This window comes from Streptomyces sp. NPDC091376, assembly GCF_044757085.1.
Lineage (GTDB): Bacteria > Actinomycetota > Actinomycetes > Streptomycetales > Streptomycetaceae > Streptomyces > Streptomyces pratisoli.
Genome location: NZ_JBIVUF010000002.1, coordinates 689,104 through 704,864, shown reverse-complemented (window position 1 = coordinate 704,864; position 15,761 = coordinate 689,104). Strand labels below are relative to the sequence as shown.

Genomic DNA, 15,761 nt, shown 5'->3' with positions numbered 1-15,761 from the left:
TCGCCTTGAGTGAGTTCGACCGGACCCTCTGACCTGCTGTACAGTCTCTCTCGCAGCCAACGAGCAGTGGGGCTGCGAAACCTGGTCCTGTGGAGCAGTTTGGAGTGCTCGCCACCCTGTCAAGGTGGAGGCCGCGGGTTCAAATCCCGTCAGGACCGCGCGTATCACCGAAGGCCCGCACCAGCTGGTGCGGGCCTTCGTCGTGCCGTCATCGGAAGGCCCGCCCAAGTGGTGCGGGCCTTCCGGCGTATTGACTGCGGTGGCCTGCCGCCGGTACCCAGTCAAGACAGGGGTTGCGGGGCCCCCGACCGCGGAGGTGGCGCGATGGCGGCATCCACAGCGAGGCACGAGACCAGGGCGTTGCTGCGCGCCCATCTGGCGGCCGTTTCCGGCTATCGGCACCTCACCCGGCACTGTCCGGTCTGCCATCGGCTGTTGCGCCTCGCCATGGATCCGTCCGAGACCGTCCCGATGGATCCCTACGAGAGCGCCCCGGAGGGGCCTGAGCCGCTCCCGGAGCCGAGGCCGGCCGAGTGGAGGGCGGAGCGAGGGACGGAGCCGGGGGCGGTGCCCGCCGAGCGGGGACCGATGCCGGGGCCCGAACCGGGCACCGGCCCCGAGGACGAAGGTCCCTCCCATGCGTGACCAATGGCGCCTTGTCCCGATCCGCACACGTGGCAGGCTCGCCTTGGCAAGACCGTCGGCATGTGACGGGAGTCACCGAAGTTGTTTGGGAAACAGGGGAACTTACACCCTCCCTACAGCCGAAAAATCAAATACGTGCAATTGCACCCCCTTGTGAGCGGCTCCGCCCGGCTCCGAAGGGTGCTCCGACGCCCTGCGCCGGCCGTGCGCGAACCCCGCGCCCACCTGCGAACGCGCCCTCGCGGGAGCTCCTTCCGGGCATAAAAAAGATCGCGCTGGACCCGGCGGAGTCCAGCGCGATCGACGACGAAACCTGTTGGGGCAGGCGCCCGCCGTGTCGAGCTCAGTTCGGGCTGCGGGGTTGGGGGACCCGGCTGTGCCCTGCTATCGGGGTGTCAGGCCTCGCTGCGCTGCTGCGGAATACCCGCAAGCAGTGCGCGGACCTCTGCCTCGCGGTACCGGCGGTGTCCACCGAGCGTACGGATGGACGTGAGCTTGCCTGCCTTTGCCCAGCGAGTGACCGTCTTCGGGTCCACGCGGAACATCGTGGCAACCTCAGCCGGGGTCAGCAGCGGCTCGGCATCAGGGGTGCGAGCGGTCATGAGCGGCCTCCTCGGGAGAACCGAACCTTCTCGGTTCTTTCCTCTAAATTCTGCACCTTGACCCGCGTTGCCCGAAATGGCGGACGCGGGCCGAGTCGGTTATAGGACGAACGGCTTGTCCTCGGCACTACAACTACACCATCTGTCCAGCCACGTCGGCCAAACCGATGGAATTGCCCTCTCAGGTGTTCATCAGCGGCGGAAGCCGATGGTTCATGCCATAACGGACAGTCACGTCACAGTGACGATCAGTCACAGAGCGATCAGGAGTCATCAGACCCCCCATAGAGTGCAATGCTGAGATATCCGCCCTTAGGTAGGCGGAAGGAACCCTCCCCGGACTCCTTGTCCTATTTTGGCACGAGGGTGGGCGAGCGACGCAAGGGACGACTTAGTGCTGTCCGTCACGCTTGAGACAAAGGCCCGGATCGGGACCTACGTCCCGGACACTCCTCGTTCAGCCCGCGGAGGCCGGATCGTCAGTTGGCGAACTGACGATCGCGTACCGCCCGCCAGCGGTCCGTGAGCCGGCCGTAGGCCTCTCCGGCGCCCTCGCCGTCCCCGTCCCGCAGCGCCGCGATCCCCTCGGCCACATCGGCGGCCGAGTGGTCCTCGGCGAGCTGTGCCGGAGACAGGGCGTGGACGAGTCCGCCGTAGTCGAGCTCGACCAGGGAACGCGGATGGAACTCCTCCAGCCACCGCCCCACATCTACCAGGCCCTCCGTGAGAGGCCCCTCGTCGACGGACTCCCTCAGCGCCTTGAGCGAGCGCGCCAGCCGGCGCCTGGCCTGCACCATGGGCGTCCGGTAGCGCAGTACGGGCGCAACACCCGCCACGTCCCCCGGCTCGTACTCACGCTCGTCGTCCGCGAAGAGCGTGAACCAGCGCACCGGCACCTGCCACACCGCCGTCCTGATCCACGGCCGCGCGTCCGGGTTGCGCTCGCGCCACGCCTCGTAGTCCGCGGCGGCCTGGCCGCGCACCACCGGCGGCAGGACCGCGTCGAGCACCGTGGGGGGAAAGAGCTCCGTCAGCTCCTCCAGGGCCAGCCAGCCGCGCAGCCGCGTACGCCAGGGACAGACGCAGACGACGCCGTCGGCCTCCGTGACGAAGGCGTCGGCGCTCTCGTGGACCGGAACGGCCACGGGAGGGGTCGGCAGCAGGTCCGCGAGCGACCGTCGCAGTTCGTCCTGGGCCGTGGGGGTGCGCTCGCGCCGGGCGTACCGCGCCCAGTGGCCCCGCTCCGGTTCGGGGAAAGCCGCCAACGGCTCGTACACCCGCAGGTAGGACGCGTACGGGACGAGCACAGAAGTGGCGGGCGGCATGTCACAGATCCTTCCACGCGCGTACTCCGGGAGGGGGTGATCCTGAGCACTGCGAGCGATCTACCCCCGCGTAGGACTTACTCTCTTGCCCATCAGGTCCCTCCCCACCCGCAGGAGGGCCCTCAATCGCCGCTTCGTACTTGGGAGTCACCACCGTGACCGATGTGACCGACGGCGTCCTGCACACCCTGTTCCACTCGGACCAGGGCGGACATGAGCAAGTCGTGCTGTGTCAGGACCGTGCCACTGGGTTGAAGGCCGTCATCGCCATCCACTCCACCGCCCTGGGCCCCGCCCTCGGCGGCACCCGCTTCTACCCGTACGCCTCCGAGGAAGCCGCCGTCGCCGACGCGCTGAACCTCTCCCGGGGGATGTCGTACAAGAACGCCATGGCCGGCCTCGACCACGGCGGTGGCAAAGCCGTGATCATCGGTGACCCGGAGCGGATCAAGTCCGAGGAGCTCCTGCTGGCCTACGGCCGGTTCGTCGCCTCGCTCGGCGGTCGTTACGTCACGGCGTGCGACGTCGGCACCTACGTGGCCGACATGGACATCGTGGCGCGCGAGTGCCGCTGGACCACCGGGCGCTCGCCCGAGAACGGCGGCGCCGGCGACTCGTCCGTCCTCACCGCGTACGGCGTCTTCCAGGGCATGCGCGCCTCCGCCCAGCACGAGTGGGGCGACCCGACGCTGCGCGGCCGCAAGGTCGGTGTTGCGGGAGTCGGCAAGGTCGGCCACTACCTGGTCGAGCATCTTCTGGAGGACGGCGCCGAGGTCGTCGTCACCGATGTGCGGGAGGAGTCGGTGCGCCGTGTCACCGACAAGTACCCGCAGGTCACGGTCGCGCCGGACACCGATGCGCTGATCCGCACCGAGGGCCTGGACATCTACGCCCCGTGCGCGCTCGGCGGTGCGCTGAACGACGAGACCGTGCCCGTGCTGACCGCCAGGATCGTGTGCGGCGCCGCCAACAACCAGCTCGCGCACCCGGGTGTCGAGAAGGACCTCGCCGACCGCCGCATCCTCTACGCGCCCGACTACGTCGTGAACGCGGGCGGGGTGATCCAGGTCGCCGACGAGCTGCACGGCTTCGACTTCGACCGGTGCAAGGCGAAGGCGTCGAAGATCTTCGACACCACGCTGGCGATATTCGCACGTGCGAAGGACGACGGTATTCCGCCGGCCGCGGCGGCGGACCGGATCGCCGAGCAGCGCATGTCCGAGGCGCGCCGCCGGTAGTACCTCGCGGGCGGTCTCGCCGACCGTCCCCGGTGCGCGCCGGGCAGCGCGCACCGGGGACGGAGCACACCGGGGAGACAAGACTCACGCCGGTCGGCGAGCCGCCCGCCAAGAACAGGTTAAAATCGCGGTTGACCAGCGAGGACGGGGCGCCTCGCCGGTCCTGCGAGGTGGCACGTGATGCGGGCGGCGTACCGTATGGCCGCGGAAGCAGGTACCGTTGAAGCTCTACGGACACGGTCTCTCCAAGGAGAGCCCGCTCCGAACCATGAACGCGTGTCAAGACTCTGGGGCCGTCGAGCCCCGTCACCGAGGGGGTCGAGCCATGGGGCGCGGCCGGGCCAAGGCCAAGCAGACGAAGGTCGCCCGCCAGCTGAAGTACAACAGCGGCGGGACTGACCTGTCGCGTCTGGCCAACGAGCTGGGCGCATCGACTTCGAGTCCGATTTCGAGTCAGCCGCCGAACGGCGAGCCGTTCGAGGACGACGACGAGGAAGACGACCCGTACGCCCGCTACGCGGATATGTACAACGACGACGATGACGAGGACGAAGAGTCCGATCCGTCGTCGCAGCGTCGCGGTGCTTGACGCCTGCACCTGCTTACTTCAGACCCGGTCCGGGGCCCGACCCCGGACCGGGTTCTGTGCTGTTCAGCTCGCGTAGTCGCCGACCAGGGCCGCGCCGGTGGTGTGCTCGCCGCGCTCGGTGATCTCGCCGGCGACCCAGGCGTCCACGCCCCGGTCCGCGAGCGTCGTCAGGGCCACGTCGACGGACTCCTGGGGAACGACGGCGATCATGCCGACGCCCATGTTGAGCGTCTTCTCCAGCTCCAGGCGTTCGACCTGACCCGCCGTGCCGACGAGGTCGAAGACCGCGCCCGGCGTCCAGGTGGACCGGTCGACGACCGCGTGCAACCCGTCCGGGACGACCCGGGCCAGGTTGGCGGCGAGCCCGCCGCCGGTGACGTGGCTGAAGGCGTGCACCTCGGTGGTCCTGGTCAGCGCCAGGCAGTCCAGCGAGTAGATCTTGGTGGGCTCCAGCAGCTCCTCGCCGAGAGTGCGGCCGAAATCCGGGATCTCCCGGTCCAGCGCCCAACCGGCCCGGTCGAAGACCACGTGCCGCACGAGCGAGTACCCGTTCGAGTGAAGGCCGGAGGACGCCATGGCGATGACCGCGTCCCCCGTACGGATACGATCCGCGCCCAGCAGCCGGTCGGCCTCCACCACGCCCGTACCGGCGCCCGCGACGTCGAAGTCGTCCGGGCCGAGCAGGCCCGGGTGCTCGGCGGTCTCGCCGCCGACCAGCGCACAGCCGGCGAGCACGCAGCCCTCGGCGATGCCCTTGACGATGGCGGCGACGCGCTCCGGGTGGACCTTGCCGACGCAGATGTAGTCGGTCATGAAGAGCGGCTCGGCGCCGCAGACGACGAGGTCGTCGACGACCATGCCGACCAGGTCGTGGCCGATCGTGTCGTACACGCCCATCTGACGGGCGAGGTCGACCTTCGTGCCGACGCCGTCGGTGGCGGAGGCGAGCAGCGGACGCTCGTAGCGCTTGAGAGCCGAGGCGTCGAAGAGGCCGGCGAAGCCGCCGAGGCCGCCGAGGACCTCGGGGCGCCGGGTCTTCCTGACCCACTCCTTCATCAGCTCGACGGCGCGGTCGCCTGCCTCGATGTCGACGCCCGCGGCCGCGTAGGAAGCACCTGTCTCAGACATTGCCTGGGATCTTTCGGTTGGGATTACGGGGCTTGATCACGGACGACGGAGCGCGTCGGCGGCGTCGGCGCCGCCCGCAAGCTCGGTCTCCAGAAGCTGCTTGCCGAGGAGCTCGGGGTCGGGCAGCTCCATCGGGTACTCACCGTCGAAGCAGGCGCGGCAGAGGTTCGGCTTGTCGATGGTGGTGGCCTCGATCATGCCGTCGATGGAGATGTACGAGAGCGAGTCGGCGCCGAGCGAGGTGCCGATCTCGTCGATCGTCATGCCGTTGGCGATCAGCTCGGCGCGCGTCGCGAAGTCGATGCCGAAGAAGCACGGCCACTTCACGGGCGGGGACGAGATCCGGATGTGGACCTCGGCGGCGCCGGCCTCGCGGAGCATCCTGACCAGTGCGCGCTGGGTGTTGCCGCGGACGATCGAGTCGTCGACGACCACCAGGCGCTTGCCCTTGATGACTTCCTTGAGGGGGTTCAGCTTGAGGCGGATGCCGAGCTGACGGATGGTCTGGGACGGCTGGATGAAGGTCCGGCCGACATAGGCGTTCTTGACCAGTCCGGCGCCGTAGGGGATGCCGGAGGCCTCCGCGTAGCCGATGGCGGCGGGGGTGCCCGACTCCGGCGTCGCTATGACGAGATCCGCCTCGGCGGGCGCCTCCTTCGCGAGGCGGCGGCCCATCTCCACCCGGGAGAGGTACACGTTCCGCCCGGCGATGTCGGTGTCGGGGCGGGCGAGGTAGACGTACTCGAAGACACAGCCCTTGGGCTTCGCTTCTGCGAAGCGGGAGGTGCGCAGTCCGTTCTCGTCGATCGCGATGAGCTCGCCCGGCTCGATCTCGCGCACGAAGCTCGCGCCGCAGATGTCGAGCGCGGCGGACTCGGAGGCGACCACCCAGCCGCGCTCCAGCCGGCCGAGGACCAGCGGGCGGATGCCCTGCGGGTCGCGGGCGGCGTAGAGCGTGTGCTCGTCCATGAAGACGAGGGAGAAGGCGCCCATGACGTCGGGGAGGACCTTGGCGGCCGCCTCCTCGATGGTGAGCGGCTTGCCGTCGTCGTCGGTCTGGCCCGCGAGCAGCGCGGTGACGAGGTCGGTGTCGTTGGTGGCGGCGACCTGGGTGGCGCGGCCGTCCTTGCGGGGCAGGTCGGCGACCATCTCGGCGAGCTTGGCCGTGTTGACCAGGTTGCCGTTGTGGCCGAGCGCGATGGAGCCGTGGGCGGTCGCCCGGAAGGTCGGCTGCGCGTTCTCCCACACGGAGGCACCCGTGGTCGAGTAGCGGGCGTGACCGACCGCGATATGACCCTGGAGGGAGCCGAGTGAGGTCTCGTCGAAGACCTGGGACACGAGGCCCATGTCCTTGAAGACGAGGATCTGGGAGCCGTTGCTGACCGCGATTCCCGCGGATTCCTGGCCCCTGTGTTGAAGGGCGTAGAGCCCGAAGTACGTGAGCTTGGCGACCTCTTCGCCCGGAGCCCAGACACCGAAGACGCCGCAAGCGTCCTGGGGGCCCTTTTCGCCGGGGAGCAGGTCGTGGTTGAGTCGTCCGTCACCACGTGGCACGGCACCGAGTGTAGGCGAGATCGACCACTGGTCCGAATTGGGGATGGCGACGGACAGTCGTTGATCAGGTCAGATGTTCGCACAAAAGCCGCGTAATGAAGCCTTTGGCGGGACATACGGGTGGTGGTGACGCGCGTTGAGGCGTGCCGCACATCACTCTCCGCACCGTCCGTTCCGAAGGACGCCCGGGCATGTACCGGTCCCTTCCGGGCGCTTCCGGGGGCATGCCCGGCCCCTTCCCGGGGCGTACGCCCCGGGGTCAGCCCGACGCCCCGCGGTCAGCCCGCCGTCGCCGACAGTCCCCTGCCGCTTTCCGCGGTGAGGGACAGGCTGCGGTGGTTCAGCTCGTACGTCACCTTGCCCGTGAGGGCCTCGGTCACGGACCGCTCCACCATCGCCGAGGTGCCGGTGCACATCATGCGCGTGGTCGACAGGCGGCCGAAGGTGATCGTCGAGCCGGACACCTTCGCCTCGCCGCGGAAGGTGTTGCAGCCGAGGTTGCCGCGGACGGATCCGTCCTTGCCGATGACGAGGTGGGCCTTGTTCTCCGTGCCGGCGGGCAGGGAGGACGCGACCTCGCCCTTGAGCAGGGACGTGACCGTCCACTTCGTGCCCACGAGCGGCGCCGGGGGCTGCGCGGCCAGCGCGACGGAGTCGCCGTCCGCCGTGGTCAGGACGAGGCTCCTGGCGCTCTTGCCCGCCTCGCCGGAGGCGCCGGACACCTTCGCCTCGAGCTCGCCCGAGAGTGCCTTGCTCAGCGCGCTCTCGAAGCCCTGGACGTCCTTCGCGCAGCCCATCTCCGTCATCTGGGCCTGCCCGACCGTGATCGTGTCGCCCTCGATCTTCGCGTCGGCCCCGAAGTGGTTGCAGCCGTAGTTGCCCTCGGCCCGGCCCTTCTCGAACTCGACGTGGGCGCCGGCCGGGGCCGCCGTCTTCTTCCCGTCGACGGTGACGCTCTCCACGGTCCAGCGCACGCCGGTGAGGGGCGCGGCGGGCTGTACGGAGTCTCCTGAGCCGTCGCCCGCGCCCTTTCCCGAGCCCGTCTCCGTGCCACAGGCGGTGAGCGTGAGGACGGCCGTCAGGGCGGCCATTGCGGGAACGATCAGCTGAGTACGCATGTCTCTGTGACGGGACGGGTGGGGCTCCGGTTCCCCCAGGGCCCCGACCTCGGCCCATCAGGGCGGCGCGGCGGCTCTCAGCTCATCAGAGGGAGCAGCGCCGACAGATCGGCGCGCTCACCGCTCGCGCTCACGGCGGCCGCGTCGAGCTCCGTGTCCCATCGCGTGCGACCCGTCGCGAGCCGGACCCAGGTCAGCGGGTCGGTCTCGACCACGTTCGGCGGGGTGCCACGGGTGTGCCGGGGACCCTCGACGCACTGCACCACGGCGTACGGCGGGATCCGCACCTCCACCGAACCACCGGGCGCCTTCGCGGCGAGCACGTCCGCGAGGAGCCGCACACAGGCCGCGAGCGCCTGCCGGTCGTACGGGATGCCCAGCCCGGTCGCAGCGTTCAAGTCGTCGGTGTGGACCACGAGTTCGACGGCGCGGGTGACGAGGTGGTCATCGAGGCGGAGGGCACCCCCGCGGGTCTGGACCAGCCGGTCACCGGGCGTCCCCGACAGTACTTCGCCGACTTCCTCGGCGGTCCGTCCGTACAGCGCGGCGAGGTCCTGAGAGGCGTCGGCCGCCGCCGCCCGTACCGCCTCGTCGACCGCTTCGGCACGCGCGGCCGTCGTGGACGGCCAGTCCAGCAGCGCGACTTCCGCCTTCGCCGGTTCCGGCAGCCCGGCCGCACGTGCGACGGAGGCGAATCCGATCGCGATGTGCGTGGCCAGCTCGCGGACGGTCCAGTCGCCGAGCCTGGTCGGCAGTTCCAGCTGCTCGGGGGACAACGTCCCTACCGCCTCCCGGACATGTCCGAACTGGGTGAGGACGGCGGCGCGGATCTTGGCGGAGTCATAGCTGCGGGTGCGCTTTCTGGCCGGTGGCATGGGGCCGAGGTTAGTCCTCGGCACGGGGCAGTTCCCTGTCGCATGGCACGGGTACGGGAGCCGTCAGAAGATGAGAGATGGCGGGAATACCGGTACGAAAGGTGTGACACAGCATGTCTGAGCACCCGGACAGTGCCCTGGTACGCCGGGGCTACGACGCCTTCAACAAGGGCGACATGGCAACCCTCCGCACCCTGTTGACAGCGGACTGCATCCACCACATCCCGGGGAGCAGCCGGCTCTCGGGTCACTACAAAGGGCAGGACAACATCCTGGAGATGTACGGCGAGCGCATGGAGCTCGCCGGCGGCAGCCTGCGAGTCGAACTGCACGGCGCCTATCCGGACGGCCGGGGACACGTCATGGCCGTCCACAAGTACTACGCCGAGCGCGGCGACCGTGGCATCGAGATGCCGGGCGGCCTCTGGTTCACCATCGTCGGGGGCAAGATCACCGACATCGACGAGTGCGTTCAGGACATCGACGAGACGGACGCGTTCTGGGGCCCCGCCGGCTGAGCGGTGAAGCGGCCGCACGGCAGAGCCCCCGTCCGGACGGCGATCCGTCCGGACGGGGGCTTGTGGCGTGCTGTGCCGCGCTGTGCGTCAGGCGAGCAGGGCCGGGATGGTCTCCTCGTGAGCCGTGCGCAGCTCACTCAGCGGGATGGCGAACTCGCCCTGTACGTCCACCGCGTCCCCGTCGACCACACCGATCCGTGTGGCCGGCAGCCCCCGCGCACCGCACATGTCGGTGAAGCGGAGCTCCTCGCTGCGCGGCACGGCGACGACCGCACGGCCCGCGGACTCGGAGAAGAGGAACGTGAAGGCGTCGAGACCGTCCGGGACGACCAGCCGCGCACCCGTGCCGCCGCGCAGGCAGGACTCGGTGACCGCCTGGACCAGACCGCCGTCGCTCAGGTCGTGCGCCGCGTCGATCATGCCGTCGCGGGAGGCCGAGATCAGGATCTCGCCGAGCAGCTTCTCCCGGTCCAGGTCGACCTTCGGCGGCATGCCGCCGAGGTGGTCGTGGATCACCTGCGACCAGGCCGAGCCACCGAACTCCTCACGCGTGTCGCCCAGCAGGTAGAGCAGCTGCCCCTCCTCGGCGAACGCGATCGGCGTACGGCGCGTGACGTCGTCGATCACACCGAGCACGGCCACGACCGGCGTCGGGTGGATCGCGGTCTCGCCCGTCTGGTTGTAGAGCGAGACGTTGCCGCCGGTCACCGGAGTGCCCAGCTGCAGGCAGCCGTCGGCCAGACCACGGGTGGCCTCGGCGAACTGCCACATGACGGCCGGGTCCTCGGGCGAGCCGAAGTTCAGGCAGTCGGAGATCGCGAGCGGCTTGGCACCGGAGGCGGCGACATTGCGGTACGCCTCCGCCAGCGCGAGCTGCGCGCCCGTGTACGGGTCGAGCTTCGCGTACCGGCCGTTGCCGTCCGTGGCGACCGCGACACCGAGGTTGGTGTCCGGGTCGATCCGGACCATGCCGGAGTCCTCGGGCTGGGCCAGCACGGTGTTGCCCTGCACGAAGCGGTCGTACTGGTCCGTCACCCAGGCCTTCGACGCCTGGTTCGGGGACGCGACCAGCTTCAGGACCTGCTCGCGCAGCTCCTCGCCCGTGGCCGGCCGGGGCAGCTTGCCCGCGTCGTCCGCCTGGAGGGCGTCCTGCCACTCGGGGCGGGCGTACGGCCGGTGGTAGGTCGGGCCCTCGTGGGCGACGGTGCCCGGCGGCACGTCCACGATCTGCTCGCCGTGCCAGAAGATCTCCAGCCGCTCGCCGTCCGTCACCTCACCGATGACCGTGGCGATGACGTCCCACTTCTCGCAGATCTCCAGGAAGCGGTCGACGTGCCGCGGCTCGACGATCGCGCACATGCGCTCCTGCGACTCGCTCATGAGGATCTCCTCGGGCGAGAGGGTCGCGTCACGCAGCGGAACGGTGTCGAGCTCGACCCGCATACCGCCGGACCCGGCGCTCGCCAGCTCGCTCGTCGCGCAGGACAGACCGGCGCCGCCGAGGTCCTGGATGCCGGCGACCAGCTTCTCCCCGAAGATCTCCAGGGTGCACTCGATGAGGAGCTTCTCCTGGAACGGGTCACCGACCTGGACGGCCGGGCGCTTGGCAGGACCGGTCGACTCGAAGGTCTCGCTCGCCAGCACCGACACACCGCCGATGCCGTCGCCGCCCGTGCGGGCGCCGTAGAGGATCACCTTGTTGCCGGCGCCGGACGCCTTCGCCAGGTGGATGTCCTCGTGCTTCATGACACCCACGCACAGCGCGTTGACCAGCGGGTTGCCCTGGTAGCAGGGGTCGAAGACGACCTCGCCGCCGATGTTCGGCAAGCCCAGGCAGTTGCCGTAGCCGCCGATGCCCGCGACGACGCCCGGCAGGACGCGCTTGGTGTCGGGGTGGTCAGGGGCGCCGAAGCGCAGCGGGTCCATCACCGCGACCGGGCGGGCGCCCATGGCGAGGATGTCGCGGACGATGCCGCCGACGCCGGTGGCCGCGCCCTGGTAGGGCTCGATGTAGCTGGGGTGGTTGTGCGACTCGACCTTGAAGGTGACCGCGTACCCCTGGCCGACGTCCACGACGCCCGCGTTCTCGCCGATGCCGACGAGCAGCGCGTCGTTCTCGGGGGCCTTCTCGCCGAACTGCTTCAGATGGACCTTGCTGCTCTTGTACGAGCAGTGCTCGGACCACATCACGGAGTACATCGCGAGCTCGGCACCGGTCGGGCGGCGGCCGAGGATCTCGCGGATGCGCGTGTACTCGTCCTCCTTGAGGCCGAGCTCCTTCCAGGGCTGCTCGGTCCCGGGCGTCACGGTTGCGTGCTTGACGGTGTCGAGAGTCATGCGGCGACCAGCTTCTTGATGATCGAGGTGAAGAATCCGAGGCCGTCCGTGCCGCCGGTGCCGATCAGCGGCTCCACGGCGTGCTCGGGGTGCGGCATCAGGCCGACGACGTTGCCCGCGGCGTTCGTGATGCCCGCGATGTCGCGCAGCGAGCCGTTCGGGTTGCCGTCCAGGTAGCGGAACGCGACCCGGCCCTCGGCCTCGAGCTCGTCGAGGACGCGCTCGTCGGCGACGTAGCGCCCGTCCATGTTCTTCAGCGGAACGGAGATCTCCTGGCCCTGCTCGTAATCGGCGGTCCAGGCGGTTTCCGCGTTCTCCACCCGCAGCTTCTGGTCGCGGCAGATGAAGTGCAGATGGTTGTTGCGCAGCATCGCGCCAGGCAGCAGATGGGCCTCGGTGAGGATCTGGAAGCCGTTGCAGATTCCGAGGACCGGCAGCCCGGCCTTCGCCTGCTCGATGATCGTTTCCATCACCGGCGAGAAGCGGGAGATGGCACCCGCCCGCAGATAGTCGCCGTAGGAGAAGCCGCCCGCGAGGACGACCGCGTCGACCTGCTTGACGTCCTTGTCACGGTGCCACAGCGAAACGGGCTCGGCGCCCGCGAGGCGGACGGCCCGCAGGGCGTCCTGGTCGTCGAGCGTTCCAGGGAATGTGACGACTCCGATACGAGAGGTCACGACTCCACCTTTACGACGAAGTCCTCGATGACGGTGTTGGCGAGGAACGTCTCGGCCATCTCATGGATACGGGCGAGGGCGGCATCGTCGACCGGTCCCTCCACCTCGAGTTCGAAGCGCTTTCCCTGACGTACGTCCGCGATCCCCTCGAAGCCCAGGCGGGGCAGTGCACGCTGCACCGCCTGGCCCTGCGGGTCGAGGATCTCCGGCTTGAGCATGACGTCGACTACGACGCGTGCCACTGGCACTCCCGATGGTGTGGTGCTGAAGGCGGTTCCCTCAGCGTACCCGCCCGAAAAATCTACGCGCATAGATATCGGGAGAACCCCATGTGAAAATCCAGAGAAAAACTCCGCCGACCCATTGCGGAGGACACGCGGATGCAATTGGCTGGGCTTCACAATGCGCTGCCGTCCGCTGTACAAAGGAATACGGCGGAAAGCAGCAATGCCCCGCAGCAGCCGGAATACCGGTATCGCCCCGTGTCAGTACTGACCTGTACCGACGCGGCACGGCGAACCGCAGGAAAGGACCGATATCCGTGGCGCAGCGCGTAGTGGTGACACTCTCCGACGACATCGACGGCGGAGAAGCGACGGAAACGGTTTCGTTCAGCCTGGACGGGAAGTCGTACGAGATCGACCTCAATCCCGCCAATGCAAAGAAACTGCGCAAGACCCTCGCCCCGTACGTGGCGGCGGGACGCAAGGCGGGCAAGCACTCGGGCAGACCCCACAGGGAGTACCGCCACACCGCCCTCGCCCCCGACCCGGCGGCCGTCCGCGCCTGGGCCCAGTCCAACAAGATGGACGTGCCGGCCCGCGGCCGCATCCCCAAGCGCGTCTACGAGGCGTTCCGCGAGGCGAGCTGAACAACCGGCAGGACACGGGGAGAAGCACCCGCGGACCGGCACCCGCGGTGAACCGAGTTGCACTGCACCCCCGCAGGTGGGCTAAAGTCTGGAGCACGCCGAGGGGCGAGGCCGGAAGGCCGGACCTCACGGAGCGTGCGGGTGTAGTTCAGTAGTAGAACAGCCCTCTTCCAGAGGGAAGGCGCAGTGTGCAATTCCTGTCACCCGCTCCGCACCGCTCACCGACCACTCCGGTGGATCAGGTACAGTGGTGACGCACCGCCCAGTGAGAGCTGAGCGGCAGCAATGCGGACGTGGCTCAGTTGGTAGAGCATCACCTTGCCAAGGTGAGGGTCGCGAGTTCGAATCTCGTCGTCCGCTCAGGTGAACGAAGGCCCCGGTCAACACGACCGGGGCCTTCGTCGTATGTGCGCGACCTCGGTATGAGCGCGCCTGACATTTGTCATGTGCGGCGATGACAGCACGCACTGCCCCCGGCCCCGGTCCGGCGGAACCCTCGAAGCATGGAAACCGATGGGACCGACGGGTACGTGATCGAGGCGGCCGAGCTGCGCCGCAGTTACACGGGCGGCTACGAGGCCGTGAGCGGAATCACTTTCTCCGTGGCACGCGGCGAACTGTTCGCGCTGCTCGGGACGAACGGCGCAGGCAAGACCTCCACCGTCGAGCTGCTGGAGGGACTCGCCGCTCCGAGCGCCGGGACCGTAAGGGTGCTCGGCCACGACCCGTACCGCGAACGCGCCGCCGTACGGCCCCGGATCGGGGTCATGCTCCAGGAGGGCGGCTTCCCCTCCGATCTGACGGTCACGGAGACCGTGCGGATGTGGGCCGGCTGCACCAGTGGGGCGCGGCCCGTGCCGGAGGCACTGGACCTGGTGGGCCTCGGACACCGGGCCCGGGTACGCGTCAAGCAGCTCTCCGGCGGTGAGCGGCGCAGGCTCGACCTGGCACTGGCCCTGCTCGGCCGGCCCGAGGTCCTCTTCCTCGACGAGCCCACGACGGGCCTGGACGCGGAAGGTCGCCGGGACACCTGGGAGTTGGTGCGGGAGCTGCGGGACACGGGGACGACCGTGCTGCTGACCACGCACTACCTGGAGGAGGCGGAGACGCTGGCCGAACGGCTGGCCATCATGCACGAGGGGCGGATCGTCACCACCGGCACCCCGGCCGAGGTGACCGCCTCGCGTCCGTCCCGTATCCGCTTCGTCCTGCCGCGGGAGGTACCGGCGGCGCGGCTGCCGCTCGCGCTGCGTGCCGCGGCCGAGGGGCAGCGGGTCGAGATCCGTACGCACGACCTGCAGCGCTCGCTCGGTGAACTGCTCCGCTGGGCGGAGGAGGCAGACGTACGGCTGGAGGGGCTCGACGCCCGCTCCGCCTCGCTCGAAGAGGCGTTCCTCGACATCGCCCGGTCACGGACGGACGCGGAACTGGAAGGTGCCCTGTGAACACGACCACCACGACCGGAACGACCACCACGGCAGGCATGACCACCACGACCACGGTCACGACCACGACGGCGGCCGGCCGGCTGACGGCGCTCGGCAGGGCCGAGCTGACCCTCCTCGTTCGGAACAGGACCGCGCTGTTCGTCGCGCTGCTGATGCCCGTGGCGATGGTCGTCCCGCTGCGGTCCACGCTCGACCGCTTCGACCTCGCCGGGACCGGAGTGACCGTCGGCGGCGCGCTGCTGACCGGCGCCATCGGGCTCGTGCTGATCCTCGTCGTGTACCTCAACCTCACCTCCGCGTTCGTGGCCAGGCGTGAGGAGCTGGTGCTCAAGCGGCTGCGGACGGGCGAGGTGTCCGACCTGGAGGTCCTCGCCGGGACCGCGCTGCCGGCCGCCGCGCTGGCGCTCGTGCAGTGTGCGCTGATCGTCGTCGCGGGCGCCGCGTTCCTCGGCACGGGTGCGCCACCACGGCCCGAACTGCTCCTCGCGGGCGTGCTGCTGGGCACGGTCCTGATGACGGCGCTGGCCGCCGCGACCTCCGCGATCACCCGTACCGTCGAGAGCTCACAGATCACGACGATGCCGCTGTTCCTGGTCACCGCGGCCGGCTCGGGGCTGTTCGTCCCCCTCGATCTGCTGCCGGAGCGGATCGCGTCGGTGTGCGAGCTGCTGCCGATGACCGGTGCGGTACGGCTGGTGGAGGCCGGTCTGCTCGGCGGGGCGGACGCGGCGGACTGGGCGGGCGCGGCGCTGAGCGCACTGGCCTGGACCGTGATCTCGGTGTTTGCTGTGCGGCGGTGGTTCCGCTGGGAGCCGCGGCGCTGATTCGTGAGCTTT

Annotated in this window: 16 protein-coding genes and 3 tRNA genes; 10 read left to right on the top strand and 9 right to left on the bottom strand. The window is 69.5% G+C overall.

Annotated features, from left to right (window positions below; genetic code table 11):
• Positions 1-83 precede the first annotated feature (83 nt).
• Both ACIQMR_RS07590 and ACIQMR_RS07585 read left to right on the top strand, forming a co-directional pair.
• Positions 84-158 (top strand) — tRNA-Asp (locus tag ACIQMR_RS07590).
• Positions 159-324: 166 nt separating this feature from the next.
• Complete coding sequence (locus tag ACIQMR_RS07585) at positions 325-645, top strand: DUF6274 family protein (RefSeq protein WP_401383979.1); 321 nt, start codon at positions 325-327, stop codon at positions 643-645.
• A 395-nt stretch (positions 646-1,040) separates the two neighbouring features.
• On the opposite strand, the gene bldC is transcribed toward ACIQMR_RS07585, so the two are convergent.
• Both bldC and ACIQMR_RS07575 read right to left on the bottom strand, forming a co-directional pair.
• The gene (bldC, locus tag ACIQMR_RS07580; RefSeq protein ID WP_003949541.1) at positions 1,041-1,247 is read right to left on the bottom strand and encodes a developmental transcriptional regulator BldC; all 207 of its coding nucleotides are present in this window, start codon (positions 1,245-1,247) and stop codon (positions 1,041-1,043) included.
• A gap of 479 nt (positions 1,248-1,726) precedes the next feature.
• Positions 1,727-2,572 carry a hypothetical protein gene (locus ACIQMR_RS07575; RefSeq protein ID WP_401383977.1) on the bottom strand — a complete coding sequence of 282 codons (846 nt, stop codon included), beginning with the start codon at positions 2,570-2,572 and terminating at the stop codon, positions 1,727-1,729.
• 155 nt (positions 2,573-2,727) lie between these two features.
• On the opposite strand from ACIQMR_RS07575, the gene ACIQMR_RS07570 reads away from it, so the two are divergent.
• Together ACIQMR_RS07570 and ACIQMR_RS07565 are read left to right on the top strand one after the other, a co-directional pair.
• Positions 2,728-3,810 carry a Leu/Phe/Val dehydrogenase gene (locus ACIQMR_RS07570; RefSeq protein WP_401383975.1) on the top strand — a complete coding sequence of 361 codons (1,083 nt, stop codon included), beginning with the start codon at positions 2,728-2,730 and terminating at the stop codon, positions 3,808-3,810.
• A gap of 325 nt (positions 3,811-4,135) precedes the next feature.
• Positions 4,136-4,399 (top strand): DUF3073 domain-containing protein, encoded by a 264-nt coding sequence (locus ACIQMR_RS07565; RefSeq protein WP_266379864.1) that lies wholly within the window; start codon positions 4,136-4,138, stop codon positions 4,397-4,399.
• 63 nt (positions 4,400-4,462) lie between these two features.
• On the opposite strand, the gene purM is transcribed toward ACIQMR_RS07565, so the two are convergent.
• The 4 genes from purM to ACIQMR_RS07545 form a co-directional block, all read right to left on the bottom strand.
• On the bottom strand, positions 4,463-5,527 hold the full coding sequence (gene purM / locus ACIQMR_RS07560; RefSeq protein ID WP_401383972.1) for a phosphoribosylformylglycinamidine cyclo-ligase: 1,065 nt from the start codon (positions 5,525-5,527) through the stop codon (positions 4,463-4,465).
• Positions 5,528-5,563: 36 nt separating this feature from the next.
• Positions 5,564-7,081, bottom strand: coding sequence for an amidophosphoribosyltransferase (purF, locus tag ACIQMR_RS07555; RefSeq protein ID WP_401383970.1), 1,518 nt, complete (start codon positions 7,079-7,081; stop codon positions 5,564-5,566).
• A gap of 278 nt (positions 7,082-7,359) precedes the next feature.
• On the bottom strand, positions 7,360-8,199 hold the full coding sequence (locus ACIQMR_RS07550; protein ID WP_401383968.1) for an META domain-containing protein: 840 nt from the start codon (positions 8,197-8,199) through the stop codon (positions 7,360-7,362).
• A gap of 77 nt (positions 8,200-8,276) precedes the next feature.
• Positions 8,277-9,074: a sterol carrier family protein gene (locus ACIQMR_RS07545; RefSeq protein ID WP_401383966.1), complete on the bottom strand. Its 798-nt coding sequence runs from the start codon at positions 9,072-9,074 to the stop codon at positions 8,277-8,279.
• A 113-nt stretch (positions 9,075-9,187) separates the two neighbouring features.
• Between ACIQMR_RS07545 and ACIQMR_RS07540 the strand changes: the two genes are divergently transcribed.
• On the top strand, positions 9,188-9,592 hold the full coding sequence (locus ACIQMR_RS07540; protein WP_266379879.1) for a nuclear transport factor 2 family protein: 405 nt from the start codon (positions 9,188-9,190) through the stop codon (positions 9,590-9,592).
• Between the two features lie 87 nt (positions 9,593-9,679).
• Here ACIQMR_RS07540 and purL read toward each other — a convergent pair whose 3' ends face one another.
• Genes purL through purS form a run of 3 tightly spaced genes read right to left on the bottom strand, consistent with a single transcriptional unit; the run spans position 9,680 to position 12,848 of the window.
• On the bottom strand, positions 9,680-11,929 hold the full coding sequence (purL, locus tag ACIQMR_RS07535; protein ID WP_401383964.1) for a phosphoribosylformylglycinamidine synthase subunit PurL: 2,250 nt from the start codon (positions 11,927-11,929) through the stop codon (positions 9,680-9,682).
• Positions 11,926-12,606: a phosphoribosylformylglycinamidine synthase subunit PurQ gene (purQ, locus tag ACIQMR_RS07530; RefSeq protein WP_266379890.1), complete on the bottom strand. Its 681-nt coding sequence runs from the start codon at positions 12,604-12,606 to the stop codon at positions 11,926-11,928. Before purQ ends, purL begins: the two co-directional genes overlap by 4 nt.
• Positions 12,603-12,848: a phosphoribosylformylglycinamidine synthase subunit PurS gene (purS, locus tag ACIQMR_RS07525; RefSeq protein ID WP_266379892.1), complete on the bottom strand. Its 246-nt coding sequence runs from the start codon at positions 12,846-12,848 to the stop codon at positions 12,603-12,605. The genes purQ and purS overlap by 4 nt, the downstream gene beginning before the upstream one ends.
• 299 nt (positions 12,849-13,147) lie before the next feature.
• Between purS and ACIQMR_RS07520 the strand changes: the two genes are divergently transcribed.
• From ACIQMR_RS07520 to ACIQMR_RS07500, 5 genes are all read left to right on the top strand, one after another.
• Positions 13,148-13,477 carry an Lsr2 family protein gene (locus ACIQMR_RS07520; RefSeq protein ID WP_401383960.1) on the top strand — a complete coding sequence of 110 codons (330 nt, stop codon included), beginning with the start codon at positions 13,148-13,150 and terminating at the stop codon, positions 13,475-13,477.
• A 137-nt stretch (positions 13,478-13,614) separates the two neighbouring features.
• Positions 13,615-13,686 (top strand) — tRNA-Gly (locus tag ACIQMR_RS07515).
• A 78-nt stretch (positions 13,687-13,764) separates the two neighbouring features.
• Positions 13,765-13,837: transfer RNA gene (locus ACIQMR_RS07510), tRNA-Gly, on the top strand.
• A gap of 143 nt (positions 13,838-13,980) precedes the next feature.
• The gene (locus ACIQMR_RS07505; protein ID WP_401383958.1) at positions 13,981-14,922 is read left to right on the top strand and encodes an ABC transporter ATP-binding protein; all 942 of its coding nucleotides are present in this window, start codon (positions 13,981-13,983) and stop codon (positions 14,920-14,922) included.
• Between the two features lie 38 nt (positions 14,923-14,960).
• Complete coding sequence (locus ACIQMR_RS07500; RefSeq protein ID WP_401384119.1) at positions 14,961-15,749, top strand: ABC transporter permease; 789 nt, start codon at positions 14,961-14,963, stop codon at positions 15,747-15,749.
• The last annotated feature ends 12 nt before the right edge of the window (positions 15,750-15,761 follow it).